This window comes from Sphingomonas sp. UV9 (genome assembly GCF_004101245.1).
In the GTDB taxonomy this organism is placed as follows: Bacteria; Pseudomonadota; Alphaproteobacteria; order Sphingomonadales; family Sphingomonadaceae; genus Sphingomonas.
This window is the reverse complement of the sequence record NZ_SCIN01000002.1, coordinates 1,128,300-1,155,071: the sequence shown is the minus strand read 5'-3', so window position 1 is coordinate 1,155,071 and position 26,772 is coordinate 1,128,300. Positions and strand designations below refer to the sequence as shown.

Genomic DNA, 26,772 nt, shown 5'->3' with positions numbered 1-26,772 from the left:
ATGGTGCGGCACCAGGTACCCATCCAGCCCGAAGCCTTTCCGGAAATCCCGGTGCGCAGCCGCCGGATCCTGCGCTACCGGCGCGAAGCCTTTGGCTGGCTGGCGGCTTATCCCGACGGTCGGATCGCGCTGTTTCGGGACGAGGCGGGCCCGCTGCTCGCCCAGGGTGCCCCGTTCGCCGCGGTCACGCCCTATCTGCTCGACCGGATCGACGTAACCACCGACTTCCATTTCGCGGCGCCGGTGATGGCGTGGCTCGAGATCACGCGACGCTGCAACCTGCGCTGCCCCCACTGCTTCGTCGAAGGCGGCGTCGCGCGCAACGGCGAGCTTTCCACCGCCGAAATCCTGGCCCTGCTCGACGGGTGGGCGGACATGGGCGTCTTCTCCGTGATCATTACCGGGGGCGAGCCGAGCATCCACCGCGACTTCGTCCGGATCGTCAATCACGCACATGCGCTCGGTTTCGTGGTCGGGGTGGCGACCAACGCCATGCCGCTGACCCGCAAGTTGCTCGACCGGCTACCGCGCACCGACATGGTGATCAGCGTCAGCATCGACGGCCTGCACGGCCAGGGCGCGGCGCGGGGCATGTCCGACTTCGACTTCGCGACCCGGCGGATCCGCGAAATCCAGGAGGCAGGGTTCAACACCAGCATCATGACCACCACGCATCACGGCAATGTGAGCGAGCAGCATCGTATCATCGCCTGGGCGCGCGAGAACGGCGTTGCGCTGCGCAGCGTCCCCTTCGTCGAGATGGGGCGCGGCGCCAACAACGTCGATCTCGCCGCTCGGACCGAGGACGTGGAGTTGGCCGCCAGCTTCTGGATCGAGGAGGAATTATGGGAGCGCGAGCATGACTCCGTGCTCGGGCTTTCGGCCAGCCGTGCGTTCAATTTCCTTCTCACCATGGTCTACGCCACCCGCCGCTGCATGAGTGGCCGCGGGCTTACCTACGTCACCTCGAACGGCGACGTTTTTCCCTGCAGCACGTGCGCGGGAAACAAGGTGCTCTGCGCAGGGAACCTGCACATGTCGTCGTTCGCCGAGATATGGAACGGCGCGTGGGATATCCGCGACATCACGTGGGACAATTTCCGCACCGCCTGCCAGGGATGCTCGCTCAACGCCGATAAATACTTCTGCACATCGCGCTGTCCCGGCAGTTCCAGCATCCTCAACCGCAAGCTCGACGGTTGCGGCGCCACCGAATTCCAGAAGCGCAGCACCCTGCGCCGGGAGGAATTGTTCCGAGAGCGGGTCATGGCAAACCCCGCAGTCTATATACGCCCCGAACACGAGGCTGCCGTCACCGCCACGGAGACCGCGTCATGAAGCTGACGCTCGCCTCCAGCCTTCATCTCGACCATGGCGGCATGCCGCCCGGCGCGCCCGAGGGGATGGCGATCCCGGTGCAGTGCTTCGTCCCGGTCGGTTTGCTCTCGCTGAAGGCAGCCGCCGACCAGGCATTGGGCAACGCGGTCTCGATCCGCGTCGACGAACTCAACACCGCGATCGCGCGCGGCGAGATCGCCAATGACGCCGGCTTTCACGATCGCATCGCCGCCCGCTTACTGGCCGACAGTCCCGATTTCGTCGGACTGATGACCGATGCGGACTCACTCCATCATACGACCTTGATCGCCGACGCACTGCGCGCCCGCGCGCCCAAGCTACTGATCTGCGCCGGAGGACCAACCACCTCGCCGGTGGCGAAGCGATTCCTCGAACGGTTCGACACCTTCGATTTCGTCGTGCGCGGCGAAGGCGAGCGAACCTTCACCGAGCTGGCCGGGGCGCTCGCCACCGACGGGGACTTGCAGGCAGTCGCCGGGCTGACCTGGCGTGGTCCCACGGACGTCCATCACAATCGCGACCGCCCGCTGATCGATGACCTGGACGATATCCCGATCCCGTCCTTCGACGCCTATGCCGAGACGGGCAGCGCCGCGCTCTACCTCGATGTCGGCCGGGGCTGCCCGTTCAAGTGCAGCTTCTGCTCGACCGCGCCCTTCTGGAACCGTCAATTCCGGATGAAGAGCAGCGAGCGGATCATAGCCGAAATGCGGCTGCTGCGGGATCGATACGGGCGCGATCACGTCAATTTCTCGCATGATCTGTTTACCGCGAACCAGAAACTCACCGCACAGTTCTGCGACGCGCTCGAAGCAGCGCAACTCGGCATGACCTGGAGTTGCAGCAGTCGCACCGACACGATCAGCCCAAAGCTGCTGGAACGCATGGCATCGGCGGGCTGCGACGAAATCTACTATGGCATCGAAAGCGGCGCACCCGAGATCCAGCACCGGATCGATAAGAATCTCGACCTCGACCAATGTCGGCGGATCGTCGCGGCGACGCGCGACGTGGGAATCCGCCCGGTCACAGGACTGATCATCGGCTATCCGTTCGAGACACGCGAGACGATCGGACGAACGATGCGGTTGTTTTTCGACCTGCTTCAGGACGGCGGCTACCGCGCGCACTTGTTTACCCTGTGCCCCTTCCCCCAGGCGCCGATGTTCGACAGTCATGCCGACACGCTGGAGCGTGAGGCGGAGTATCACGATCTACCGCTGGCGGGCGAGGCGGGCGAGGCTGCGCGAGCACGGTTGCGCTCGGACCACGCGATGTTCTCAAGCCAGTTCCGCTTCGCCACTCCCGACGTGCCCGCCGCCTGGATCAATGCCTCGGAGGAGATCTCGGCGCATCTGGTGCTGCTTCGGCGCATCTGGCCAATGCTGCTGCCGCATTACACGTCGCCGCTCGACATGTACGAGCGCTGGGTCGCGTGGATCGGCGACACCAATCGGGTCACCCGTGCGACGTCGCGCCTGCAGCATAACGGCGACATCAACGACCTGCTGGGGTTCATCGGCGAGGAGGTCGTGCGGTTGCGACTGCGCGGCAGTGCACTGGCGAGCGCCATTCGATACGAGACGATCAAATACGGCGCCGCCGCTGCGCTGGACACGCCCGACAACCATCCCGAGTCACACGCCGCGCTCGAGTTCGGGGATATCGTCGCGCGCAGCGGCAAGCTCCTGGTGGCCGCCTTCCGCCACGATCCACGCCATCTCGTCGCAGACGCCGGTGCGGCAGGCCCTCCCTCGCTCACACATCCCTATTGGGTCGTTTTCGCCAAGTCCCCCGAAGGTGATCTCAACACGATCCGCGTCACCGGCACGGGTCGCCGGCTGATCGAGCTGGCGGCAAAGCCCAGCGCGATCGGCGCATTGATCGAGGCGGCGCTGCTGAGGCGACCGGCGGCCGACGATTTCGATCGCGAGGAATGCCTGCGTACCGCGCAGGGCCTGCTCAAGCACAACCTGTTGGCTATCGTGAGGACCACCTGATGCTACCCAAGCATGTCGCGGATATCGCGCAGACCATCGGCGAGCCCCCGACCTATATCTACGACCTTGCCGTGCTCCGCGAACGGCTCGCGCGGGTCGAGCAGCTAGTGCCGTGCGCGAAACGCATCTTCTTCGCGACCATGGCCAATGATCACCCGGCATTCCTGGGCGAGGTTCGCCGCCAGGGCGCCGGCGTGTTCATCAACTCTCCGCGCCATCTGCGCCTGGCGATCAACCTCGGCTTCGCGCCGGCCGACCTCATCTATGCCGCCAGCTACATGAGCGTTACGGAAATGGACGAATGCCTGCAGCTCGGCGTCCATGTGGTGCTGGACTCGCTCGATCAGGTCGCCCACTTCGCCGCACGCGCGCCGGACGGCACGAGAGCCGGCATACGCGTCAATGTCGGCAGCGCGCTTGATGGGAAAGCGCTTCGCGACGACCCCGATTATCGCTTCGGGCTCCTGCCCGCCGAACTGGGCGAGGCCGTCGCCACTGCGGCCGCCTCCGGGCTGCGCCTCGTGGGGGTCCATTCCTATTTCGGGACCGACATACGCGACCCCGACATCCTGCTGGAAGGGTTGCGGCGGCTGCTGGCGGCGGGGGCGGCGCTACCCGACATCGAATATGTCGATGGCGGCGGCGGCTTCGGCATCCCCGACACGCTCGACGGCGAGGAATTCGACTTGGCAGCCTATGGCGAGGGCGCTGCCGCGATCCTTGGCGACGCCGAACGCGCGCTCGGCCGCTCGCTCGTCCTTTATCTGGAGCCGGGCCGCTATGTCTCCGCCCCCTGCGGCTGGTTTTTCGCACGCGCGATCGGTGCGAAGCCGCGCGCCGACCGGCTTATGGTGGGGTTGTCGGCGTCTGCCGTCCAGTTGCCACGCCTGCTGTTGCACCCCGATACCGCCCAGCACCCGTGGCACATCGTCGGCCGGGAACGCGATCCGCCCCATGCCCAGCCGGTCTGGCTCTGCGGCAACTCCACATACTCGCGTGATTTTCTGGCCCGCGCCTGCCGGAGCCCGGCACCGGTCGAAGGCGACCTGGTCGTGTTCCACAATGCAGGCGCCTATGGTCGTTCGATGCTGACCGAGTTCCTCGGGAAGGATCGCCCGGTCGAGATCGTGCTCGATGCCGCCCTCGTTGCGGCCGCTCAATTGCCAAACGACGCCACCGCCGTGCTTTCGGCATCATAAAGGAAGTCATCATGTCAGGCGCGATGGGAATGCATGCACTGCTCCAGGCGATCGAGCCGGCGCGACGCGAGCTCGCCAACCACCCGCTCTATGCCCAGGTCGGCAGCATCGACGACCTACGCCAGTTCATGGAAAGCCACGTCTTCGCGGTCTGGGATTTCATGAGCCTTCTCAAGCAGCTGCAACGATCGATCACATGCGTCGAGACGCCGTGGCTACCGGCGGCCGACGCCAATGCCGCACGCCTCATCAACGAGATCGTGCTCGAGGAGGAGAGCGACGATTGCGGCGAACTCGGCTATCTCAGCCATTTTGAACTCTATCGCCGGGCGATGGTGCAGACGGGCGCCGATTGCACGGCAATCGACTCGTTCCTGGCGCTGATCGCCACGGGCGAACCGGTTGAATCCGCGCTCGTCTTAGCCGGCGCACCGCTTTCCGCCCAGGTGTTCGTCGGCAGCACCTTCCGGCTGCTCGAAGCATCCGACGTTCACGGGATCGCCGCCGCCTTCGCCTTCGGCCGCGAAGATCCGATCCCGCACATGTTTCGCCGCATCCTGGCAGCGCTGAACACCGATTGCGCCGACGAGACGCAGTTGCTGCGACTTTATCTCGAACGCCACATCGCTCTCGACGAGGATCACCATACGCCCCTCGCGGTGCGCATGGTGGTGAACCTGTGCGGCGACGAGGACACGCGCTGGCATGAGGCATCGACGGCCGCCCGCGATGCGCTCGCCGCACGGCTCGATCTATGGAGCGGGGTTCACAGCGAACTGGCACTGGTCCGCGCGGGCGTTCCGTTGCGGCTGGTTTCCTGAACCGCCATGAACGCTGGGCTCGAAATCAGGGATCGCGGACAGCGGACCGTGATTGCGCGGCACGGCGCAAACCATTCCGCATTTACCTGCTCCTTCTCGCTCGAGCTCGTTCGAACCTCGGGCCACCTCGATCGGCGCGGCGGGATCCCGTTCCGCGGTGCGACAGCGGATGCCGCGGCCGAACGGCGCACGCTGGCCGCGCTGGACCGTCTAGGACACGCGCACGATAACCGGATCGCGCTGCGTTACGAGCGACTGCGTTATAGCCGAACGACATCATACGATGGCGAACCGCCACGGCACGGCGAGACCGATGTCTGGGCGTTGACCGGCAGCATAACGACCGAAAATGGTCGCGAACTGCCGATCGGCTGGAGCGGACGTGGACCAGATCCGCTCGAGTCCGAGCTGTTTCACGGTCGCATCGCAAGGTTGGCGGACGCACTTGCGCGTGCGGAACCCGCGACGCCTGGCGCTCCGCCGGTGCTGCTTTCGACCCAGGCTGCGGCAGTGCTGCTGCATGAGGCGGTCGGGCATTTCGCCGAAGCCTCGGCCGACATACCCGGCGGACTCTCGCATCGGCTCGGCGCGCGGCTTGGCAGCGACATGCTGACGGTGACCGACGATCCCGGCGGCGAGACGGGATGCGCCCGGTACGCCACCGACGACGAGGCCGTCGATGCGATTGGCGCGACCGACCTCGTGCGCGACGGAGTGTTGATCGCACAGCTTCATTCGCGCGCTTCGGCAAGCGAGGCGCGGACCCTTCCGACCGCCAATGCCCGCGCTGCACTCTGGTGTCGCCCCCTGCCCCGCATGTCCAATCTCGTCTGCGCGGCAGGCAAGGACTCGTCCGCGGTCCTGGCCGACAGACTTTGGCGCGGCCTGCTCGTCCATCACCTCTCCTACGGCCACGGCATCGGGCGGGATGTCAGCGCCCACGTCTTGCTGGCCGAGCATATCGAATGCGGGCGCCGCACCGGCCGCTACGTGACGGGACTGCGCGTAAGGACGTGCAACGACGTGTTCACGAGAGCGATCGGCTTCGGCGACCGCGCCGAGACCAATCCGAACGGACTGTGCGGCAAGGCGGGTCAGATCCTGTTCGATGTCGGGACCACCGCGCCGGAAATCGCACTATCCTCGCTCGAGCTTGTCGCGTGACCGCGATGACGCGCCGCATCGCCCTTGCGCGGATACACGCGTCGGGTGAATCGGAATCGCTGACGCTGCAGGCCGGCTGGTCGGGCACGGACATAGAGGTTTCGCGCTGGAACCGCGCTCCGCCAAGATTGACCGAGCGCGCTGTTGCCCTCGCACGACGACTCCGGCGCCGGCTCCCGGCAGCGCGGGCGCGCACATTGGAACTGGATTACGGGGTCATCGAAACGGCTCCGGATGTTCGTCGGCCCATCCTCACCGTCATCGCCGGTGGTGGCGCGATCCACTGCACGGGAAGCCCGCTGCGCTGGCCGCGTGCAACCTGGACGGGCGAAGCAGACTGGGACCAGATGCCGGCGCATTTGCGCGATCTTCGCATCCTCCTCGCGCCGTCCGCGGTGCACGACCTCGCACTCTATCTGGCTGGAGGACCCGATCATGGGCGGGCCCTGCTCGACGGGTCAGGGCTGCAAATCCGGCATACCGCCGCATCCCCTCATCCAATGCGCGACCTCGCCCTGTTTTCGGCCCGCGCCGACGATGTCGAGGAAATGGGCCACTTTCTCTCGCGCCTCGATCAGTTTGCGACGCCGCCGATCGACAGCTTTACCGATCTGGCCGGCAATCTACATGTGGCGACCCGCAGCGTCGGCAGTTTCCGCAAGTCCCCCGCGATGCTGATCGAATCCATCGAAATCGGCGCGCCGCCGGGTGCGCAATGTCCGTCCTGCCGTTTCGAATGGTCTTTGCTGGGCGACGATGAAACCCTTAGCGCGGGCGCCCAGCCGGCCCGCGCCACGATCGACGTCAAACGACTGCTGCACCGCTCCATCGCGGTCGCCGAGCCGCAGGCCGCGCATTCGGCCGACCCTATCCAAGGCGCCTGCTGGGGCTGGGCCCCACCGCTTCGCACGGTCGTCCGGCTTGGAGACCTGAGATGACCCGTTTCGCGCCGATAGACTTGCGGCCGATCCGCAATGCGCGTGCGGCGACATGGGATTTCGAACGAGCAGCGGGAGCGGTGAACGCCTGGGGCAACAGCTTCCCCGCCGAGGACATGCCCTATGGCCGTCCGCTGTGGGTCGGAGACCTTCGTTTCGAGATCGCCCAACCCGACGCAGCGGGCATCGACCATGTCGAGCTGCGCGACCAGTCGCTTCGATTGCCTCACATGACCGCGACCGGGATCGCCTTGCTGTGCTTCGCGGAAATGGGTCCGCGGCGCTTCACCGTTCGCATCGATGGAGACGGCGAGACCCGCACGCTGGATCTTATCGCGCCGGGATGGATGATCGCGGGTCAGGCGCTCCCCGAGGAACGGCGTTTTGTGGCGACGCACCTCCATTATCCCGGCGACGACCCGGCCGGCTACGAATTGAGGCAGTTGCTGCCCACCGCCTGGGCCATCGCCCGCCATGTGGCACCGATCCGGGCACGACAGCTGTACATATCCGGTAGCCCGCTGGTGCACATCCTCGCCATCTCGATGTTGCGGGAGATCGAGGATGCGTGACGATACGATGCCCGGCGTAAACAGCTTGTGGTTCAACATCGAGATGCTGCTGCGGCGGCAGTTTCCGGCGGCACCTATCGCGGTACTGCTCGGCGTCTGTGGAGGCGCCGGACGATATTATCCCGGGCCCATCGCCGAATTCGCGCTGCCGTCACCCCATGTCGCCAGGCGCCTCTTCGAACGGTCCGCTATTGATCTGGTCGAGCATGACGACGAACCGGCGCAGCTGGGTCTGCGGGCCGCGTTCCACCGCGGCGGCAGCGCAATTGTCGCAGTCGACAGCTTCTATCTTCCGTATCGGCCCGCCTACAACCGCGTGCACAGCGGCCGAACGCTCATCGCGCGCGCCACCGACGATCCCTGCAAGGTCGCAGTGACCGATTGCTGGCCGCCTGCCTGGGAGGGGAGCCTGGACATCGAACAGCTCGGCCAGGCACGGCGTTCGACGGTGCCGTTGGTACCGCGCCTCGAGCCCGTGTTCGCCGGTGTTCCGCTCGACATGCGCTGGTGGTCGCTCTCCGCCGCGCCTCCCGCGACCGACCGGGCATGGGTCCGGGCGGCATTAGCCTGGCTGCACCGCGACGAGCGGACCGAAGGGGGCAGCGCGGCGGCCATCGCCGCGTTGGCGGACAGCGCGGCCGCCGGGCCGGATGCCTGTCGGTGGGCAAGCCTCGTATTGCGCGCAGAGCTTTCGCCCCGCGTCTACACCAGCATATTGCTCCGCTCCGCCGCGCGCTTCCTGGCCGATCCGCTCCTCGCCGACTATGCGGCGCGCTATACCATTGCGATCGACCGGATCGGCCATGCCCGCGACCTGCTGGTCAAGCAGTGCGTCCGGCCATCCCCGTATATCGAGCGATACGCCCGCGACGAAATCCGCGCGGGCGCTGCCGTGCTCGACGAACTGCCGGCGCTGACGGCTGCCTATGCGGCGGAGGCCTGTCATGCGTAACCTGTTGTGGATCGTCCTCGACAGCGCGCGCTGGGATGCCGCGATCACCGCCGCGACGCCCAATATGGACCGGATCGGCCAGATGGAACGCCGTTGGAGTTATGCGAGTTGGACGGCGCCGAGCCATCTCAGCTTCTTCATGGGCCTCTTGCCGCATCGCGGCCAACCGGGCGCAGCCGCTTCGATCGAGTATCGGCAGGAATTCGCCAAATGGCCCGAGCGACTGGCGATGGACGATAGCGGCGGGTTTTCCTGCTTTGCCCCCTCCTTGTCGCTTCCGGGATTTCTCGCGCGCAAGGGCTATCGCTGCGAAGCGCGGGTCTCGATGCCGGTCCTCAACCCCGCGACATTGCTCGCGTCGGGGTTCGACCATTACGAGCTCCTGCCCGCGCATAACGACATTGGCGCGGCGCTCGACGCCTTGCACTTCGACGACCGTCCGGTCTTCCATTTCATCAATACCGGCGAAACCCACTACCCGTACCTCCTGCCCGGAGAGACCGACGACGACCTGCCGCTGATTCCCGGCGTACATGGCGTCTGGCGAACGATGGACCTGTTCCACAGCGGCGGCCACGCTGCCGAGCCTCCGCTTGATCCAAAATTGCTACGCCCGTTGTGGCACAAGCAAGTGCGCTGCATCGAGAATGTCGACGCGCGGCTCGGCGAGGCGCTGACGCGGATCCCGCGCGATACGTGGGTGATCGTTACCTCCGATCACGGCGAACTCTTCGGCGAGGACGGCTGGCTCGGCCACGGCCCGGTCGTCCATCCCAAAGTCCTCGAAGTGTTTCTCGTAGAAGGTTTGAACCCAGGGTGAGGTGATGACGTGGAAGAATCGCAACGACAAGAGATCGCGCGCGCGGTCCTTCTCGCCAAAGACGAGACGCTCAAGCAAACCGTCGTCTACTGGCCGACCACGAGTTGCGCACCGGCCTTCGCTGCGGTCCTTGCCCGGGCATGGCGGCCCGGCACGGCGCTATCCGTGCTCGTGCCCCGCCAAGGAACCCTAGATCCCGATCTCGCGTGGCTGCGCGGACGCACCGAGGTTACGCTGCTCGATCCGGGCGGTGCGACGCTCCGCGAACAATGCTCGATCGCCGGCATCGCGCGCCTCGTCACGGCCACACGCGCCGATGTCGAGCCCGAGGTAGCTGCCGAATGGTCGCTTCTGCTCGAAGGCGTTTCACCGGAGGCCCTGGCGACGTTGACCTACACACCTGGCGTCTGCACCGCGGACTCGCCGGACCTCGCCGCAATCGCCATGCAGCGCATGCACAAGCTGGGGTATTTGTGACGCGGCCGCAGCACGCCGGGTCGACCGGCCCGATCGAGCCGGACGTGTTCGGCCTGTTGCAGTCGAGCATTTTTCACGCGCCGCACGAAACCTATCATCTGCTTCGATACGCCGACCCGATACACTGGCACGACCCTACCAAAAGCTGGCTGCTGACCGGGTACAAGGAGGTTCACGCGCTGCTCAACCGACCCGACCTGCTGTCCTCTGCCGCCCGGCGTCCTGCTGCGCGCGCGCGACTGGACACAGCGCTGCGCGACGCCCTGCAACCGATCGACGCCTATCTATGCGCGTGGTCTCTCGACCTCGATCCGCCGGCCCATACGGCGGTACGTCATGCGCTGAACCAGTGGTTTACTCCTGCGCTAGTCCGCCGACACGCCGCCGGAATCGAAACGCTCGCCACATCGCTTGCCGAAACCTTCGCGGCGGGCGGCGGTGGCGACCTGATCGGCGACTTTGCCCACCCCTTCCCGGTCCGCATCATCGCCGAGATCGTTGGCGTTCCCCGCGAGGATCATGCGCTGCTGCTCGACTGGTTCGCGCGACTCTCGGCGTTCTTCGAGCGCGGCACCGCCAGTACCGACGCGATCGGGAACGCAGCGGAGGCGATCGCCCAGTTCGACGATTGGGCAAAGCGACTGCTCGACCTCCGCGTGCGCCAGCCAAGAGAAGACATCGTCAGCGCACTCGCTGCGCAAAAGGTCGCCGGACTTGATGCCCGCGGCGTCCGTTCGACCCTGCTATTGCTCTTGTTCAGCGGACACGAATCCAGTCGTGCGATGATCGGCAACGCGCTCCTCGCGCTCGCGCTGGAGCCGCGCGAGGCGCAGCGGTTGCGCGAAGCTCCCGAACTCATGAAGCCGGCGGTAGAGGAGTTCCTGCGGTACGATGGGCCGTTCATGCGCCAGGACCGCGTAGCCGCTGCCGATTTCGAACTGCGCGGTCGTAACATCCGGCGCGGCGACCGGGTCGTCCTCGTGCTAGGGGCAGCCAACCGCGATCCGGCTCGCTTTCACGCCCCCGACCGGCTGGTCCTCGATCGGCGCGACAACCACCATGTCGCGTTCGGACACGGCATCCATTCCTGTCTTGGCAGCAGGCTTGCACGGTTGGAAATAGCCACCGCCGTCCATGCCGTGCTCCGGGCCATGCCGACCTTCAGGCTCGGTAGCGACGGGTATCGCTGGCGGGAGCATTTCAACAATCGAGGCCTCGCTCGTCTGCATCTGGTCCACTCATGAACGGGAGCAGCGGGGGCTCGTCGCACGTATGCACGAATTGCAACAACTGCACGAGATCCGTCTGAGCATGTTCCATGCGTGCCTGGATGGCGACAATCCGGGCAAGCAGCGCGGGGCGGTCGACCCGAGCATCCCACCGTGCCTGCGCCTTGCACTCGGAGCGTCGAGAGCCGTCGAGGATCGTGCGGAAGAGCGCTTCCGTCTCGGGCATGGGGGTGACGTCGAGATCGGCGAGAAGCGCGGCCGCGCACTGTTCATATTGCCGGATAGCGCGCTCGCGCCATCCCAGTTTCCAGTAAATCTCCATCATCCTGGTGTGGGCATCTTCGCGGGCGCGATTGACCGCAAGCATCTGCCGATACCCAACCAGCGCCCGGTTGTGATCGCCCACTTCGTCGTGAATGCCCGCAAGCACCGCAAGGCAGTCGAGATATTGTTCCTCGAGCGCCAGCCGCGCCTCGACAAGCCACGAATGATCGAGATGCGGGCAGAGCGCGCCATGATAGAGTTCGACCGCCCGCTCGAGCCGCGCGCACAAGCCGACGGCACGCATTCCAAGCGTGGGTTGAGCATGCAAGGCCTCGGCGGAACATCGTCGGAACTCCCACAGATCGACCGTCACGCTGTCCTCGATCCGCAGCCTCAGCCATCCCGCGCGCGAGGTTTCGATCCGGATGCCCGCGTCGGGCGTCATGGTTTTGTGGAGACGCCAGATTGCCGTACTGAGGCAACGGCAGCCATTTTCGGGCGGACGCTCCGGCCAAAGGGTTTCGATCAGGCGTTCGCGGTGTACCGGCGCTTTTTCATGGAGCAGCAAATAGGTCAGCAGGGCCTGCTCCTGTCGCTCAATCCGGAGCGGCGCGCCGTCCTGGCTCATACCACCGACCGCGCATTGCCCCAGCAATTGAATCGCGGCCATCGCTCCCTCCCTTGAGTTCGATCGTCACATCCGGACAACGACCACACGCAAAATCAGTATTTCAATGACAACACCCAAAGCGTTAAATGGGCTTTGCTACCCACTCAAACCACCAAGTCCAATATTGAATATTGCCCAACCTACTCTAGCATTCGCCCTACGGTAAAGAAGTTTTGCATGTCAAAATTATCCATTTCGATCGCATATACTAATTAATATGTCCGTTTTCGATATTTCCTGATTTCGATTACTACCGCGGAACAACCACACCATCTCACTGATAATTTTGTGTTTGCGCCTAAATTGGTTTATCGAATGAGCTCGATTTAGCCTCACGTAACTTGCCCCGATCGAAAGACAACTCCTCCGAACTGCAACATGCCGAGCGCAAAAATCCGTTTTGGATATCGAGCACGTTTTTGGATATCGAGCACTATGCCGATCAAAGAGACCCTTTCGGTCGCCGAGGCGCGTCGTATAGCGCTCGCGGCCCAAGGTCTGGGTAGCGAGCGGCCTGCGGTCGAGATCCGAGCCTCGCATCTGGACCGGGTGATCTCACGCGTTCAGCTTCATCAGATCGACAGCGTCAATATACTTGCCCGGGCACATTATCTGCCGATCTTTTCCCGGCTCGGCACCTATCCGCGCGAACTGCTCGACCGGAATGCCTGGGGTAAACCGCGCAAGCTGTTCGAGTATTGGGCGCACGAGGCATCGTTGCTACCGCTTGACCTGCATCCGCTCCTACGCTGGCGAATGGCGCAGGCCGAGCGAGGCGAACGGATCTGGAAGGGCCTCGAACCTTTCGCGCACGAAAAGCGTCACGAAGCCGAAGCCCTGCTCAGGCGGATCGAAACCGAGGGGTCGTTAGCCGCCTCCGATATCGCAGGAAGTCGGGGCACAGGCGGCTGGTGGGGCTGGAGCGACACCAAGTGCGCTCTCGAATGGCTGTTCTGGGCAGGACGGATCACCACAGCGACCCGGCGCGGCAACTTTGAGCGCGTGTATGATATTCCCGAACGCGTATTGCCGGAATCGGTACTGGCGCTGCCGACACCAGAAGCGCCGGACGCGCATCGCATGCTGATCGAGCGTTCGGCTGCCGCCCTCGGCATCGCCACCGCCGCCGACCTGCGCGCGTATTTTCGGCTGAAACCGGCGGATATCGAGGGGCGGATCGTCGAACTGGTCGAGGACGGAATCCTGCTGCCCGTGCGGGTCGCGGGTTGGGGCCAGCAGGCATATCGCCATCATAAAGCGCGCCTCCCCCGCCGTATTGCCGGACAGGCACTGCTTGCGCCATTCGACCCCTTGATCTGGGAACGCGCCCGCACCGAGCGGCTGTTCGGGATCCGCTATCGTCTCGAAATCTACACGCCGATCGAAAAGCGGGTGCACGGCTATTACGTTCTACCCTTCCTTGTTGGCGACCAGATCGTGGCTCGCGTCGACCTCAAGGCCGATCGCCGAGACGCGCGCCTGCTCGTTCTCAATGCGCACCGTGAGAACGACACGCCCGACCAAACCGTCGACCGGCTTGCGCACGAGCTTCGATTGATGGCGACCTGGTTGGGGCTCGCTGAGGTCGTCATAGGCGACCGCGGTACTATGGCGCGTGAACTCGCAGCAGCCTGCGCGCGCCTGGGCGCGACCGGATGATGATCCAAGAGACGGCAGCGGTCATGGGCTCAACCATGCGCCGGCTCCACCGCGCTAAGATTGCCGCAGAGCGCGTGCTGGTTCGGCGCGCGCGACGCGCCATGCGTGGCTGGCCACCGTTCCCGTTGCGATGATCAGCGCAAGCACGCTCGCGGCGAGAAAATAGAATGGCGACAAGGCAATTCTATCGTCGAATCCGTTCAACCAGTCCGCCATCGCGACCCACGCGATCGGCCACGCGATCATGTTCGCAACAACGACCGGTTTCAGGAACTGGCCGAGAAGCAGCCGCATCACGTCGGCAGTCGAGGCACCGAGCACCTTGCGGATACCGATCTCCTTGATCCGCCGCGAGGTGTCGAACGCGGCAAGGCCGTAGAGCCCGATACACCCGATCAACGCCGCGAGGACCGCGCCGGCCGTGAACAACCGCGACCGCTGGACGTCCTGGCGATAATAGGATTCGTACAGCGTCTGGTCGACCGTCGTCGCGACCGGCGGCACCGCCGGTGCCACTCGGTGCCACGTGCCTTCGAGGCGCGCCAGGACGAGTCCGGGATCCTCCGACGTGCGGACCACCAGCAGGGAGCGGGTCCCGCCCCCGGTTTGATAGCGATAGGCGAACGCCTCGACCGGCTGACGCGGCGTGCCGAAGCGCATATCGGCGATGACCCCGACGATCCTGACCACGTCGTCGTCGCGCGAAACGATCTGGCCGACCGCATCGGCGACACGGGCGAAGCCCAGGCGCTGGGCGGCGGTGCGGTTGACGATGATGTTCGTCATCCTCCGCCTGTCCTTGCGGTCGGTTTCGCCAGCGCCATCCTTATCGACATCGAGCGCAAAACGTTTCGGTTCGAAGACGCGACCCGCGAGCAACCGGGCGCGGTAGACCTCGAAGAAGCGATCGCCGACCGTGGACTGCACGATCATCGGCGGTTCGCCAGTTGCGCCTGCGCGCTTCATCTTGGCGATCGCGAACGTACCTCCACCGGGCACGGCACCGCTCGTCGTGATGCCCGTGACGCCGCGGATTTCCCGGATCGCGGCGATCAACCGGGCACGCTGTTCCGTATCGAGCGCGCGATCCCCGTAACCGGTCACCAGGATGAGACCGTCGCGACCAAAGCCTATGTCGGCCTGCCGGACGTGCCGGGTCTGGGCGTACAATATGGCCGTACCGATCATCAGCGCGATGGCGATCCCGAACTGGATCACGACCAGCGCCTTGCGCAGCCGCGCGCCTGCTCGATCGCCGCCCGGGGTGCGTGCTGCGGCAAGCACGCCCGCGGGCTGGAAGCTTGCGATGACGAAGGCCGGGTAAAACCCCGCGAGCAATGCCACCATTGCGATCATGACCAATAGCGGCGGCAGGATCGACCAGGTCCCCCGATAGGCGATCGACAGGTCGATGCCTCCGATCGTGTTGACGAAGGGAAGCGCGATTTCGGCGAGCGCGAGCCCGATCAATGCCGCGAGCGTCACGGCGATCAGCGCTTCCCCGAGCAACTGCCCGACCAGGGTGCGCCGGGTTGCACCAACGACCTTGCGTATCGCGATCTCGCGCGCGCGAAGACCGGCGCGCGCCGTCGCAAGGTTGATGTAGTTGACCACCGCCAGGAGCAGCGCGACGATCCCCACCGTCCCCAGCACGGCGACGACCGTGCTGACGCCCTTGTCGGCGAGGTGGAGGCTGGCAACCGGCTTCAGTCCTTCTTTCAGGAACTGACGCGCCTCGGCATTGAACTGGGGATCGGGATGGCGCCGTAGGAAGGCGCCGACCCGGTCCGCGGTCGCGGCATCGGCAACCCTCAGGAAGGTCGCGACGCCGTAGCTGGCGGAAAGCGTGTCGTCCGCGGGTTCGGCCGGGATCGCCGCGAACAGGTCGCTGGCATAGGTCTGGTTCTTCGGCAGGTCGGCGATCACCGCCCCCACCCGGTAGATTTTGGGCTTGCCGTCGATCGCGACGGTGAGTGTCCGGCCCAGTGCGCTCGTCTTGCCGAAATAGCTCTCCGCGACACTGTGCGTGACAATGAGCCCATCCGGCCGCGCGATCGTCGTCGCGATATCGCCTTCGACGACGGGGAACGGGAAAATCCGGAAATACGCAGGGTCGACCAATGCCAGCTTGCGCGCGGTGCTGGTGTTTCCGGTCAACACGGTCGCGGTATCGTAGGGCGTCATGCGCGCCGCAACGAGGTCGGGGAATGCGTCTGCCAATTGCGCGGCGAGCGTGGGCGAGGACGGGATCTGCACTTCCGGGTTTCCCGGAAACTGAAGCGTGCGCTCGATCGTCCAGGCCCGCTCCCATCCCGGCAGCACACGGTCGTAACTGGTCTCGAACCTCACGAAGAGGAACAGCACCAGGAACACCGCGATGCCGAGCGCGAGCCCGCCGATGTTGAGGATCGCGTACAGGCGATGCCGGGTAAACGAGCGGTACAGGGTCAGGAGGGCGGAAGTCATCGGTCGCCCTCCCTATTCGTGACGCAGCGCGCGGGCGGGCTCCGCGCGGGCGACGCGCCAGGCCTGACCGAAGACGGTGGCACTCGCGATGCCGATCGCAGCCAAGGTGGCGGCGGCGAAGTATAGCGGCGACAACGCAATGCGATCGTCGAACCCGCCGAGCCACCGCTGCATCGCCACATAGGCAAGCGGCCACGCGACGAGGTTCGCGAGGACCACCGGTCGCAGGAACTGCCCGATCAACAGCCGCAACACTTCGGCGGTCGAGGCGCCGAGCGTCTTGCGGATACCGATCTCCTTCACGCGCCGCGACGTGTCGAACGCAGCGAGCCCGTATAGCCCGATGCAGCCGATCAGGATGGCCAGCGCCGCCCCAATCGTGAACAGCCGCGATCGCTGTGCGTCGGCCTTGTAATACCGCTGGTACAGATTGTCCTCGACCGAGCGCGCCTCGAACGGGACACCCGGCACAACGCGCTTCCACGCCGCCTCGAGCGCCGCCATCATGGTCTTCGCGTCGCGGCCGGCATAGCGTACCGCCGCGAACGGCGAGATCACGTCGACCGTGTTGTAGGTATAGGCAACCGGATCGACCCGATCGCGCGGACTTCTGAAGCGCAGGTCGTCGACTACGCCAATGATCGTCGCGCTTCGCTCTCCGTCATTGATCGTCTGCCCGAGTGCCGCCGTCGGCGACGCAAAGCCGAGTGCGGTCGCCGCGGTCCGGTTGATCACCACGTTGGGTCCTGACCGCTGACGTTCGGCAGGCGTCAACAAGCCGCGGTCATCCGCATGCGCGGCATCGAACAGACGACCGGCGGCGAGACGAGCGCCGTATACGCGAAAATAATCGCGACCGGTGCCGACATCCATCACCGACACCTTGCTGCCGGGTGCCCCTACACGACTATAACTCGAGAAATTCGTCGTACTCTGGTCGCCAGGCGCGTTGTTGGCGACCGTGACGCCGGTTACGCCGGGAGCCGCCGCGAGACTACGCAGGATAGCCGCGCGCTGCGCAGAATCGATCCCGCCGGTCATCAGCGAGCGCACGATCATAAGTCCATCGCGGCGAAAACCGAGGTCGGCATCGCGCATATGCGCGGTCTGACTGAGCATGACGCCGGTCGCTATCGCAAAGGCGATGGCAATCGCGAACTGGACGACGACCAGCGCACTCCGCAGCCTAGTGCCACTCCGCCCACCGCCGGGCGCGCGCGTCGAGGCGAGCACTGCGGCGGGCCGAAACCCCGACAGCACGAACGCGGGATGCACCCCCGCGATGAACGCAACGCCCAAGACGAGCAGGATCAGCGGCAGGACGACGCCGTCCCATCCGACATAGCGGATCGCCAGAGACGTTCCGCCGAGTGCGTTGACGAACGGCAGCGCGATCTCGGCAAACGCGAGTCCGATCAGCGCCGCCACCGCCACGGTCGCCAGCGCCTCGCCCATGAACTGACGAACGAGCGAGGCTCGCGTCCCGCCCAGCACCTTGCGCATCGCCACTTCGCGCGCGCGCAACCCGGCACGCGCGGTGGCCAGATTGACGTAGTTCACGATCGCGATCAGCAGCGTCAACAGCCCGACCGCGCCCAGCGTCGTGACGATTGCGCGGTCCCCGGGACTATAGAGATGCATCGCGCCCAGTGGGCGTAAGGACTGGAAATACTCGCCCTTCTTCAGATTATCGCCCGCATAGGCATGACGGTCGAGAAAGGCCGGTAGTTGCGCCTCGAACGCCCTCGCCGCCGCCGGGTCCGGAAACCGCAGCAGCGTAGTAAGGGACGCGCTGCCCCAATGATCCCACCATTCGTTGCCGAACCGCGTGGGCACGAGTTGCGCGAACATCTCGCTCTTGAACGTCACGTTTTCGGGCATGTCGCGCAGCACGGCACCGACCCGGTAGGGATAGGTCGTCCCGTCGATCGACAGCTGCAACGTCCGCCCGATTGCCGACTGGCTCCCGAAATATTTTTGCGCGGTTTTCTGCGTGACGATCAGGCCGTTCGGATCAGCGAGCGTCGCCGCAGGGTTTCCCTCGACCGCGGGAAACCGCATGAGATCGAAGAAGTTCGGATCGACTGTTCCCAGATCCTCGGCCGTCGCCTGCCCACCCTGCCGCACCGTTGCCGCGCTATTCGAGTAGCGCGTGCCGACGAGTTGCGGGTAATCGGCCTGCAATATCTTCAGTTCGTTCCCCATCGTGTTCGGGCTGGTGTCGGGCGGATAGCCCGGCATCACATAGCGCTCCTCGATCACCCACAGTTGATCCTGTAGCGGCAGCACGCGGTCATACCCGGTCTCGAACCGGACGAAGAGGAACAAGACGAGGAACACGGCAATCCCGAGCGCGAGGCCGCCGATGTTGAGAAGCGCGAACAATCGGTGGCGGGTCAGCGACCGATAAAGGCTGGTGAGCGTGGACATCGCGGTTCCTTCAGGCGTCGCGGGCGGGCTTGGTCGCCGCGAGATGGCGAACCAGCACGACCACCAGGAGCAGCAGGACGAGAGTCTGGAGCGATCGGCGCATCATGCCGCCCGCCGTGCCGACGACAGGATGCGACCGTCGAGCATGTGGACCGTCCGCTTGGCGATATCGGCATGCGACGGGCTGTGCGTGACCATGACGATCGTCGCGCCCTCCGCGTTCAACTGGCCGAGGATGTCCATCACCTGCGCACCGTTCTCGGTATCCAGGTTGCCCGTCGGCTCGTCCGCCAGGATCAGCTGCGGCTCGCCGACGATGGCGCGGGCGATCGCGGCGCGCTGTTGCTGGCCGCCCGACAATTGATGCGGGTGATGGCGCTGGCGGTGCGCGATGCCGACACGGTCCATCGCCGCCGCCACGCGCTCCTTCTTTTCCCGCGCCGGCATGGTGCGATAGGCGAGGCCCAGCGCGACGTTCTCGGCGATCGTCAGTTCGTCGATCAGGTTGAAGCTCTGGAACACGAACCCCAGCCGGTCGCGGCGAAGCCGGGCGAGCTGCGCTTCCGGCGCATGGGCGATGTCGCCGCCTTCGAACAGATAGTGCCCGCCGGTCGGTCGATCGATCGTGCCGATGATGTTGAGCAACGTCGACTTGCCGCAACCAGACGGCCCCATGATCGCGACGAATTCGCCCGCTTCGACGGTGAGGTCGATGCCGCCGAGCGCGGTTGTCTCGATTTCGTCGGAGGCATAGGTGCGGCTGAGGTCCTGGAGCTGGATCATGATCGAATCCTATCGGATGAGAAGAGTCTGGAAGGGGGTGTAGGTGGTGAGTGCGGTGGTCACGATCCGCTCGCCAGGGGCGAGGCCGGAGACGATCTCGACCTGGTCGGGATTGCGTCGGCCGCTGACGATCGCGCGCCTGACGGCCTTTGCGTTCCCGTCCAGCACGAACGCGGTGGTCCCGCCCGCATCCAGCCAGCCGCCCGAGGGCGCGACCACCGCAGGTCGATCCGCGCCGAGCACGAGCCGCACGTCGAGCGTCTGGCCGCGGTTCAGTCCCGCCGGTACCGCGCCGCGAAAGCCCAGTTCGATGCGGAATCGCCCCTCGGTGACCTGCGGCAGGATCTTGATGACCGCCATCGGATAGCTGCGTCCGTCGATATCCGCCGCCGCGCCAAGCCCCGCCCGGACGCGGCCGAGATAGAATTGGTCGACATCGGCGGTGAGCTTCCACTGGCCCTCGGAATCGATCTGCCCGACCGGATCACCCGCCTTGAGCGTCTGCCCGGGTTGCAGCGTGAAGGCGGTAAGCCGTCCCGCGACGGGCGCGCGCAGCACCAGTGCGGACAGGCTGGCGCGCACCATCGCCAGGCTCTCGCGCAACTGACGCGCGGTCGCGGCGATGCCGGAGGACTGGTCCGCCAGCGTCGCGCCCGCTTCCGCCGTGCCGCGATCCAGTGCCGTGACGCGCGCCTGCTGATAACCGACATCCTCGCGCACCGGATCGATCGCGGCGCGGGTGATGATGCCCTTGTCGAACAGCACCTGCTTCTGCGCGAGCAGCGTACGCGCCTTGGACAGCGCGTTGCGCGCCTCGGCCAGATCGCGCGCGCCGTCCTGACGCGTGCTCTGCACCGACAGCCGCTGGCCGCTGATGGCGCTGAGTTGCCCCACGATCTCGGCGGAGCGGCTGGCGACATCGAGCGCGAGGGATGGATTGGACAGACGCGCGAGCGGGGTACCGGCGACGACCATCGCGCCGTCGCTTGCCGCCAGTTCCGCGACCTGCCCGCCCGAGATCGCGGTGACGAACACGGTACGGAGCGGCGCAACCTCGGCGCGCAGCGGTACGAAATCACGGAACGGTGCGCGGATGACGGCGCCGGTCCGGATTGCGGCGGCATCGACCGTCAGCGCGTTCGCGCCGGGCATCAGCAGCCACACTGCAACCGCTGACGCCACGACCACGAGCGCGATCGCACCGCGCGCGATCAGCTTGCGCCGTCGGGCGTGCGGCCGCTCGATACGCCGGTCCATCGCGGCGCCCGTTCCGGGCAGGGTCGTTTGCGTCATGCGGACAGTGTACGGGATGCCGCACAAACGACCTAAGTCACTGTAGTATATCATCATATTGGTAATCGTACGCTCGGGTCGGCGCTCATACTGTACCAACTGTCCGTTTCCGGACACTATGTGGGCCATGTCAACCGAATCGCATATCCTGGTGATCGACGACGATCCCGACATCGCCAAGGCTGCGCGCTTGTTGCTGGAGCGGCACGGCCTGCGCGTGTCGACCGCGGCCAGTCCGGAGGCGGCGTGGGTGTTGCTGGCGGGCGAGCCGATCGACGTCATCCTGCTCGACCTCAACTTCGCACGCGGGCGAACCACCGGCGAGGAGGGCTTCGCGATGCTCGACCGGCTGATCGCGGCGGATCCGCGCGCGGTGGTCATCGTCGTCACCGGGCATAGCGGGATCGCGGTCGCGGTCCGCGCAATGCGCAGCGGCGCGGCCGATTTCGTCATCAAGCCCTGGAACAACGAACGCCTGCTGACCACCGTCGAACGCGGTCTGGCGCTGCGTCGTGCCAAGCTGGAGACGGCCGCGACACCGCCCGTCGCCGACGGCATCCTGCTCGGGGAAAGCGCCGGCGTCGCGCGCGCGCGCGACCTGATCGCGCGCATCGCGCCGACCGCGGCACCGATCCTCGTTCACGGCGCGGCGGGCACCGGCAAGACGCTGGTCGCGCGGCTGATCCATCAGGCCTCGCCCCACGCCCATCTATCGCTCGTCACGCTGGACGCCGAGGCTGCCGACGCGGCCGTCATCGCCGCGCGAACGACGGCCGCCGCCGGTGGCATGCTCGTGATCGATCATATCGACCGCCTGCCCCGCGCGCTCCACGGCGTTCTCCTGTCCGCGCTCGATGGCATACGGATCGTCGCGACGACCCGACTGGATCGCGCCAGCATTCGCACGGCGATCGGCGAAGACCTGCTCGACCGGGTCGGCACGATCGAGATTGCCCTCCCGCCGCTCCTGGACCGGACGGGCGACGCGCTGCTGCTCGCTCGCCATTTCCTCGCGCTGTTCGCCTACCGCCATGGCAAACCGGGTCGGCCGCTGGGCGACGATGCCGCACATGCCATCGCGACGGAACGCTGGCCCGACAACGTCCGCGGCCTGCGCCAGACGATGGAGCGCGCGGTATTGCTCGGTAGCGGCGACGCCTACACGGTCGGCGACTTCAGGCTGTCCTCCGAGACGACCGAGCCGCAAGCGCTGGCGCCCGACCTGTCGCTGGCGCGCAACGAGGAAGCGCTGATCACCGCAGCCCTCGAACGCCACGCCTTCAACGTCAGCCGCGCTGCCGCCCAGCTCGGGCTGACCCGCGCGGCGCTGTATCGGCGGATGGCGCGCTATGGCCTCTGACCGGGTTCGCGCGATGCTGCGCGCGCTGGTGATCGCCGCGGCCGGCGCCGCCGGCGCGGTCGCCGCAACGCGCGGCCTGTACGCCTCCGCAGTTCTCGCCGCGCTGCTCGTCGTCTGGATCGCCGCGGTCAACCTGGTCGATCCCGGCCAGCGCCCGCCATTGCCGCCGCCACCCGCGCCTGTCCCTGCCGGAGAGGAGGAACGCCGCCGCCTGAACGCGTATCTCGATCTGTCGCCCGCGCCGCTGGTCGCGCTCGACGACGGCCGCCTGCGGGTCGTCAACCGCGCCGCGCGGCGTTTGCTCGGAGTAAGCGATCTCGTATCCGATCCGCCCGACGGGCTCGTTGCGGCGCTCGCCGATACCCGTCCCGGTCGCACCGCCACGATAGACATCGGCCACGAAACCGACGTCCGAAGCTTCGCGCTGGCGACCGGCGACCTCGCCCTGGCCGGCCGGATGACGCGGATCGGTGCACTGATCGACATCGATGCCGAACTGAAGGCTGCCGAGGCCGCCGCCTTGCGCGATCTCGTCCAGGTGCTGAGCCACGAGATCGTCAACGCGCTCACGCCGATCGCGTCGCTCGCCGAGACCGCGGTGGCGATGCTCGACGATCCGGACCCTGCCCTGCCGCAGGTGCGCGATGCGATCGAGACGGTCGCGCGCCGTGCCGCGAGCCTGCACCGTTTCGGCGAGAGCTACCGGGCGCTCGCCAAGCTGCCCGCACCCAGCCTGGAACGTGTCCCGCTGCCGGGATTCGTGAACGACCTGACGGCGCTGTTCACGACCCGGTGGCCGACGATCGCCTTCACGACGGACCTGGGACGAGCACCGGCCTATCTGCTGACCGACCCGGACCAGTTGACCGCCGCAGTCTGGGCGGTGCTGCAGAACGCAGCCGAAGCGCTGCACGACACGCCCGATGCGCGCGTCACGCTCGCCGTCTCGGCCTTGGTCGGCCAGACGCAGATCGCGATGACGGACAATGGACCCGGCATTTCCGCTGGGAACCAGGACGATGTCTTCCGTCCGTTCTTCACCACGAAACGGGAAGGCACCGGCGTCGGGCTGGCCCTCGCCCGCCAGATCCTGCGCGGCCACAAAGGCGACCTGACGCTCGCACGCTCCGTAGCGGGCATGACCCGGTTCGACGGCGTGTTTCCGTCCGTTCAGGAAGGCTGAACAACGATCTCCTGGCGGGACCGATGGGTGACCGACGTCATCGATAACGAAGAAGGCCTTACGTCGTTCGGCCGCCAGCGTGATCGAACGACGTCAGGATCGGACACGGCCCGGCCGAACCGCTGGCGCATTCGCGTACGAGCCGTCGAAGCGAGGCCCGCGCCTTTTGCAGCGCCTCGATCTGCCCGTCCAGCGCCGCCAGCCGCTCCTTTGCCAGGGCGCGTACTCTGGCCCGATCCTCGGTTGCGTCGAGCGCCAGCAACTCCCCGATCTGCTCGAGCGTGAAACCGGCGGCCTGCGCCGAACGAATGAACCGAAGCCGACGAACATCGTCCCCGTCATACCGCCGGACGCGCCCCGATTGACCGTTGCCGTCGGGTCGATCCGGCGTCTCCAGCAGGCCCCGCCGTTGATAGTAGCGCACGGTCTCGACACCCACGTCGGCCGCGCGTGCCAGCGCTGCGATCGTCAATCCAGACACGCCTTGACTCCGTACTATGGTACGGACCCTATATGGGTTGCAGTTCATGGATACCAGTCGAAAGCCGCTGCAATGACGTCGATCGCCGACCCCCGCCGTGCCGTCCTCTACCGTATGGTCATGGACCAGCATGTCTGCCCCTATGGCCTGAAGGCAAAGGACCTCCTGCGGCGCTCGGGCTATGCGATCGAGGACAACCGCTTGCGCACGCGCGCCGAAACCGACGCGTTCAAGGCGCACCACGGTGTAACGACGACACCACAGATCTTCATCGGAGGCGAACGGATCGGCGGGTATGACGACCTGCGCCGGCATCTCGGCAAGAGCATCGCCGATCCCAAGGCGACCACCTACAGGCCCGTCGCGGCGCTGTTCGCCATCACGGCGCTGATGGCGCTGGCGGCCAGCCATGCGGTTTACGGCACGCCGTTCACGCTGCAGGCCGGGGAATGGTTCATCGGGTTCAGCATGGCGGTGCTGGCACTCTTGAAGCTCCAGAATATCGAGAGCTTCGCGACGATGTTCCTCAACTACGATCTGCTTGCCAGGCGCTGGGTACCGTATTCGTACATCTATCCGTTTGCCGAAGGGCTGGCGGGCGTGCTGATGATCGCGGGCGCGCTGGGCTGGTTGTCGGCGCCGATCGCGCTGGTGATCGGTACGATCGGCGCGGTGTCCGTGGTCAAGGCCGTCTATATCGACAGGCGTGACCTGAAATGCGCCTGCGTCGGCGGGTCGAGCAACGTTCCGCTCGGCTTCCTGTCGCTGACCGAGAACCTGATGATGGTCGCGATGGCGGCTTGGACGGCTGTCTCCGCGCTTGGTCTCGTCACCGGCGGCCCGCACGGGATCACGCTTCCCCTGTGATCAAGGGGCAAGGCGACGATCGGCCTGCATCCGCTGCGGTCGATCGACTCCCCCGCCCCCAGGTCATGCCGTGTGAAGCTGGCCGAAGAAACGCGACAGCGCATCGTCGATCGAAGACGCGCCATCCTCGACCCGCCGGGAATCGCTGCGAACCTGTGCCGCCATCCCCGCCGCGCCGCGGGTCGCAACCGAGACATCGGCGACGAGGCGACCGATCAGTGCGAGATCTGTAGCGGCCCCGTCGACGTTGCGATTGATCGTCTCGCCGCTCTGCGCCTGTTCGCCGATGCTGGAGGCGAGATCGTCGGCGCCGCACGCCATGTCCTCGACCATCGACCGGATATGCATCAGCCCGGCGCACGCGGCTTCGGTGCCGCGCTGCATGCCGGCGATCTGATCGGCGATCGCACCGGTCGCCTCCGCAGTCTGCGTGGCCAGCATCTTCACTTCGCCCGCGACGACCGCAAACCCCTTGCCCGCCTCGCCGACCCGCGCCGCCTCGATCGCGGCATTCAGGGCGAGCAGCTTGGTGCGCGCCGCGATCGTCCCGATCAGCCCGACGATCGCGCCGATCGCGCGCGCATCGTCCTGGACACCGGTCATCGCGGTGGCGAGGTCGGCGGCGCGCTCCGCTGTCTGCGCGCTGAGATCGGCGGCCCGCCGCGTGCTGTCGCTCGACTGGCGGATCGCGTCCATGAACTGGGTCGTGGCCGCCGCGATGTCGGTCGCGCCGTCGATCGCGCGCCGCACCGCGACGCCCACGTCACCCAGCTCGCGCGTCGCACCCTTGGAATGACCTTCGAGCTGGCCAGAGGTCGCCGACAATTGCGTCGCCGATCCGCGCAGTGCCGCGAGCACATCGGCGATTTCTGCCTCGAGCGCGGTCGCGGCCTGCCGGACGATCCGATTGCGCTCGACCTCGGCATCCTCCGTGAGGCGACGGGCGGACTCGATCTGACGATCGCGCGCGACCTCGGCCATCCGTTGCCGGGCGTTTTCGGCTTCAAGCCGCGCGCGTTCGACCACGGACGCGCGAAACACCTCGATCGCGCGCGACATCCGGCCGATCTCGTCGCGCCGGTCGCCATGCGGCGTACCGCCATCCGCGTTGCCGGCTGCGATCACCGCCATCGTCCGCTCGATATCGAGCAGCGGCCGGACGATCGTGCGCTGGACGATCGCGACGGTTCCGGCGGCGGCCAGCGAGAACAGGAGGATGCTGGCGAGGACGCTGATCGTCACCTCCTGCCGCTCCAGGTCATGGGCATGGCGGAACAGGTGCGCGACTTCGGCCTCCTGTCCGGCGATCAGCGTGTCCGCGATCGTCGAGGCGATCCGTTCGTTGGGCCGCACCTCGCTGCGAAAGATCGCCCAGGCATGCGTCTGGTTGCCCCGGCTCGCCTCGCCGGCGACGATCGCCAGTCGATCGAGAACGACGACCTGGCTGCGGATATAGCGGCTGTGCGGGCTCAGTCGGGCGCCCGGATCGCGGACGAGTTGCGCGAGGTGCGTCCGCATCTGCTGCGACCGGGTCGAGAATTTGCCGTGGATGACGCCCAGCGCGCGCGGATCGCGCTCGAGCAGCAGGTTGAGCGCATCGCGTTGCAGCGACCGGCTGAGCGAACGGAGTTCGATCAGGTGGATCCGCACGATCTGGCCCGAATTGGCGGCATCGCGCGCAGTCTGGACCCGGCTCCGCGTACCCAGGCCGATCAGGCCGAGCACGCATACCAGCCCGAGCATGATCGCGACCGGCACCATCAGCCGCGCAACCATGCTTCGCGA

Annotated in this window: 22 protein-coding genes; 15 read left to right on the top strand and 7 right to left on the bottom strand. The window is 66.2% G+C overall.

The window, feature by feature from the left end; all coding sequences use genetic code 11:
- From EQZ23_RS11875 to EQZ23_RS11830, 11 genes are read left to right on the top strand one after another with little or no spacing between them, the layout of a single operon-like run.
- Positions 1-1,338, top strand: coding sequence for a radical SAM protein (locus EQZ23_RS11875; RefSeq protein ID WP_164913435.1), 1,338 nt, complete (start codon positions 1-3; stop codon positions 1,336-1,338).
- The gene (locus tag EQZ23_RS11870; protein WP_128454573.1) at positions 1,335-3,359 is read left to right on the top strand and encodes a radical SAM protein; all 2,025 of its coding nucleotides are present in this window, start codon (positions 1,335-1,337) and stop codon (positions 3,357-3,359) included. The genes EQZ23_RS11875 and EQZ23_RS11870 overlap by 4 nt, the downstream gene beginning before the upstream one ends.
- Positions 3,359-4,558, top strand: a complete 1,200-nt coding sequence (locus EQZ23_RS11865) for an alanine racemase (protein WP_164913434.1) — start codon at positions 3,359-3,361, stop codon at positions 4,556-4,558. The genes EQZ23_RS11870 and EQZ23_RS11865 overlap by 1 nt, the downstream gene beginning before the upstream one ends.
- A 29-nt stretch (positions 4,559-4,587) precedes the next feature.
- Entirely contained in the window at positions 4,588-5,379 is a 792-nt protein-coding gene (locus EQZ23_RS11860; protein ID WP_206364224.1) for a DUF3050 domain-containing protein, read from the top strand.
- 48 nt (positions 5,380-5,427) lie between these two features.
- Positions 5,428-6,543, top strand: coding sequence for a metallopeptidase TldD-related protein (locus tag EQZ23_RS11855; protein ID WP_164913433.1), 1,116 nt, complete (start codon positions 5,428-5,430; stop codon positions 6,541-6,543).
- Positions 6,540-7,481, top strand: a complete 942-nt coding sequence (locus EQZ23_RS11850; protein WP_128454569.1) for a hypothetical protein — start codon at positions 6,540-6,542, stop codon at positions 7,479-7,481. The genes EQZ23_RS11855 and EQZ23_RS11850 overlap by 4 nt, the downstream gene beginning before the upstream one ends.
- Positions 7,478-8,053 (top strand): hypothetical protein, encoded by a 576-nt coding sequence (locus EQZ23_RS11845; protein WP_128454568.1) that lies wholly within the window; start codon positions 7,478-7,480, stop codon positions 8,051-8,053. The genes EQZ23_RS11850 and EQZ23_RS11845 overlap by 4 nt, the downstream gene beginning before the upstream one ends.
- Positions 8,046-9,005: a hypothetical protein gene (locus EQZ23_RS11840; RefSeq protein WP_128454567.1), complete on the top strand. Its 960-nt coding sequence runs from the start codon at positions 8,046-8,048 to the stop codon at positions 9,003-9,005. Before EQZ23_RS11845 ends, EQZ23_RS11840 begins: the two co-directional genes overlap by 8 nt.
- Entirely contained in the window at positions 8,998-9,825 is an 828-nt protein-coding gene (locus tag EQZ23_RS11835) for a metalloenzyme (protein WP_128454566.1), read from the top strand. Before EQZ23_RS11840 ends, EQZ23_RS11835 begins: the two co-directional genes overlap by 8 nt.
- Before the next feature lie 9 nt (positions 9,826-9,834).
- Positions 9,835-10,302: a hypothetical protein gene (locus EQZ23_RS19825; protein WP_164913432.1), complete on the top strand. Its 468-nt coding sequence runs from the start codon at positions 9,835-9,837 to the stop codon at positions 10,300-10,302.
- Positions 10,299-11,546 carry a cytochrome P450 gene (locus tag EQZ23_RS11830; RefSeq protein WP_164913431.1) on the top strand — a complete coding sequence of 416 codons (1,248 nt, stop codon included), beginning with the start codon at positions 10,299-10,301 and terminating at the stop codon, positions 11,544-11,546. The genes EQZ23_RS19825 and EQZ23_RS11830 overlap by 4 nt, the downstream gene beginning before the upstream one ends.
- Here the strand turns inward: EQZ23_RS11830 and EQZ23_RS11825 are convergent.
- Complete coding sequence (locus EQZ23_RS11825; protein WP_128454564.1) at positions 11,503-12,465, bottom strand: BTAD domain-containing putative transcriptional regulator; 963 nt, start codon at positions 12,463-12,465, stop codon at positions 11,503-11,505. The two genes, EQZ23_RS11830 and EQZ23_RS11825, sit on opposite strands and share 44 nt — an antisense overlap.
- Positions 12,466-12,900: 435 nt before the next feature.
- On the opposite strand from EQZ23_RS11825, the gene EQZ23_RS11820 reads away from it, so the two are divergent.
- On the top strand, positions 12,901-14,124 hold the full coding sequence (locus tag EQZ23_RS11820) for a crosslink repair DNA glycosylase YcaQ family protein (RefSeq protein ID WP_128454563.1): 1,224 nt from the start codon (positions 12,901-12,903) through the stop codon (positions 14,122-14,124).
- Between the two features lie 54 nt (positions 14,125-14,178).
- Here EQZ23_RS11820 and EQZ23_RS11815 read toward each other — a convergent pair whose 3' ends face one another.
- From EQZ23_RS11815 to EQZ23_RS11800, 4 genes are all read right to left on the bottom strand, one after another.
- Positions 14,179-16,590 (bottom strand): ABC transporter permease, encoded by a 2,412-nt coding sequence (locus tag EQZ23_RS11815; RefSeq protein WP_128454562.1) that lies wholly within the window; start codon positions 16,588-16,590, stop codon positions 14,179-14,181.
- Between the two features lie 12 nt (positions 16,591-16,602).
- Complete coding sequence (locus tag EQZ23_RS11810; protein ID WP_128454561.1) at positions 16,603-19,020, bottom strand: ABC transporter permease; 2,418 nt, start codon at positions 19,018-19,020, stop codon at positions 16,603-16,605.
- 102 nt (positions 19,021-19,122) lie between these two features.
- Complete coding sequence (locus tag EQZ23_RS11805; RefSeq protein WP_128454560.1) at positions 19,123-19,803, bottom strand: ABC transporter ATP-binding protein; 681 nt, start codon at positions 19,801-19,803, stop codon at positions 19,123-19,125.
- Positions 19,804-19,812: 9 nt separating this feature from the next.
- Complete coding sequence (locus EQZ23_RS11800) at positions 19,813-21,096, bottom strand: HlyD family efflux transporter periplasmic adaptor subunit (RefSeq protein WP_240663527.1); 1,284 nt, start codon at positions 21,094-21,096, stop codon at positions 19,813-19,815.
- A 127-nt stretch (positions 21,097-21,223) separates the two neighbouring features.
- Between EQZ23_RS11800 and EQZ23_RS11795 the strand changes: the two genes are divergently transcribed.
- Together EQZ23_RS11795 and EQZ23_RS11790 are read left to right on the top strand one after the other, a co-directional pair.
- A complete protein-coding gene (locus EQZ23_RS11795) occupies positions 21,224-22,456 on the top strand; it encodes a response regulator (RefSeq protein ID WP_128454559.1) in 1,233 nt (410 codons plus the stop codon).
- Positions 22,446-23,639 (top strand): ATP-binding protein, encoded by a 1,194-nt coding sequence (locus tag EQZ23_RS11790; protein WP_128454558.1) that lies wholly within the window; start codon positions 22,446-22,448, stop codon positions 23,637-23,639. Before EQZ23_RS11795 ends, EQZ23_RS11790 begins: the two co-directional genes overlap by 11 nt.
- Positions 23,640-23,697: 58 nt before the next feature.
- Here the strand turns inward: EQZ23_RS11790 and EQZ23_RS11785 are convergent, their stop codons facing one another.
- Positions 23,698-24,168 (bottom strand): MerR family DNA-binding protein, encoded by a 471-nt coding sequence (locus EQZ23_RS11785; protein WP_128454762.1) that lies wholly within the window; start codon positions 24,166-24,168, stop codon positions 23,698-23,700.
- 24 nt (positions 24,169-24,192) lie between these two features.
- Here EQZ23_RS11785 and EQZ23_RS11780 point away from each other — a divergent pair, with 24 nt between their 5' ends.
- The gene (locus tag EQZ23_RS11780; protein WP_128454557.1) at positions 24,193-24,987 is read left to right on the top strand and encodes a MauE/DoxX family redox-associated membrane protein; all 795 of its coding nucleotides are present in this window, start codon (positions 24,193-24,195) and stop codon (positions 24,985-24,987) included.
- Between the two features lie 63 nt (positions 24,988-25,050).
- On the opposite strand, the gene EQZ23_RS11775 is transcribed toward EQZ23_RS11780, so the two are convergent.
- Positions 25,051-26,763, bottom strand: a complete 1,713-nt coding sequence (locus EQZ23_RS11775) for a methyl-accepting chemotaxis protein (protein WP_164913430.1) — start codon at positions 26,761-26,763, stop codon at positions 25,051-25,053.
- Positions 26,764-26,772 lie beyond the last annotated feature (9 nt).